This window comes from uncultured Agitococcus sp. (assembly GCF_937920075.1).
Lineage (GTDB): Bacteria > Pseudomonadota > Gammaproteobacteria > Pseudomonadales > Moraxellaceae > Agitococcus.
Genome location: NZ_CALETI010000484.1, coordinates 1 through 1,038, shown reverse-complemented (window position 1 = coordinate 1,038; position 1,038 = coordinate 1). Strand labels below are relative to the sequence as shown.

The window sequence follows — 1,038 nt, the reverse complement described above, 5'->3', positions numbered from 1 at the left end:
AACCACCGACTAAGGTATCATTACCTTGTCCGCCGTCTAAGGTGTCATTACCTGCACCACCATTTAGCGAGTCATTGCCTGCACCACCACTCAATAGGTTATTACCACTGTTACCGTAGATAATATTATTTTGAGCATTACCTGTACCCGACAAACTGGCAATACCTGTTAAAAATAACTGTTCAATATTGGCTGTTAAGCTATAACTGACTGTGCTATTGACTTTGTCTGTACCTTCGCCTGCCAGCTCTGTCACAACATCGCCAATATCATCGACATAATATACATCATCGCCCAAACCACCTTCTAAGGTATCTGCACCTGCTTTACCCTGTAAGCTGTCGTTGCCTGCTCCACCCACTAAGTAGTTGGCAAAGTTATTACCATTGAGGGTGTTATCTAACTCGTTACCAAAACCATTGATTTGTCCGCCTGCATTTTCCAAGTTCAGACGTTCAACATTGGCGGTTAAAGTGTAAGTGACAAAACTATTAACGGTGTCATAACCTTCATTTGCAAACTCAACGACAAGGTCATTAACATTTTCAACGGTAAACGCATCATTACCTATGCCACCGTACATGGTATCCGCACCTTGTCCACCATTTAAAGTGTCGCCACCTGCACCACCAAAGAGGCTATCGTTACCATCTCCTGCTAATAGGCGATTGTTGCCATTATTACCAGTCAAGGTATTATCTAGGCTGTTACCTATACCTGATAAATTGGCATTACCCACTAAAACAAGATTTTCAAGATTATTACCTAAGTTATGGCTGAGTGAAGATTGTACGGTATCAATACCGCCATTAGCATTTGCCTCAACAACTACATCACGTGTATTATTGACAATATAGGTATCGTCACTGACACCACCGACTAATATGTCAGCTCCTAATGTACCTGTGGTGTTGGCTAAAACTTTAAATGTTTGTAACACATTAATACTGCCACCTTGGCCATCAATGACTTGATAATTTAATGACACCACTCCATCATAATTTGCTTCTAGGGTTAGCGTGTATGTACCATTGTTGT

At 41.2% G+C, this 1,038-nt stretch carries 1 protein-coding gene; it reads right to left on the bottom strand.

Annotation, left to right across the window (positions count from 1 at the left end; all coding sequences use genetic code 11):
• Positions 1 to 1,038, bottom strand: a 1,038-nt coding sequence (locus Q0212_RS16330; protein WP_297927503.1) for a calcium-binding protein, incomplete at both ends; no start/stop codon positions are given.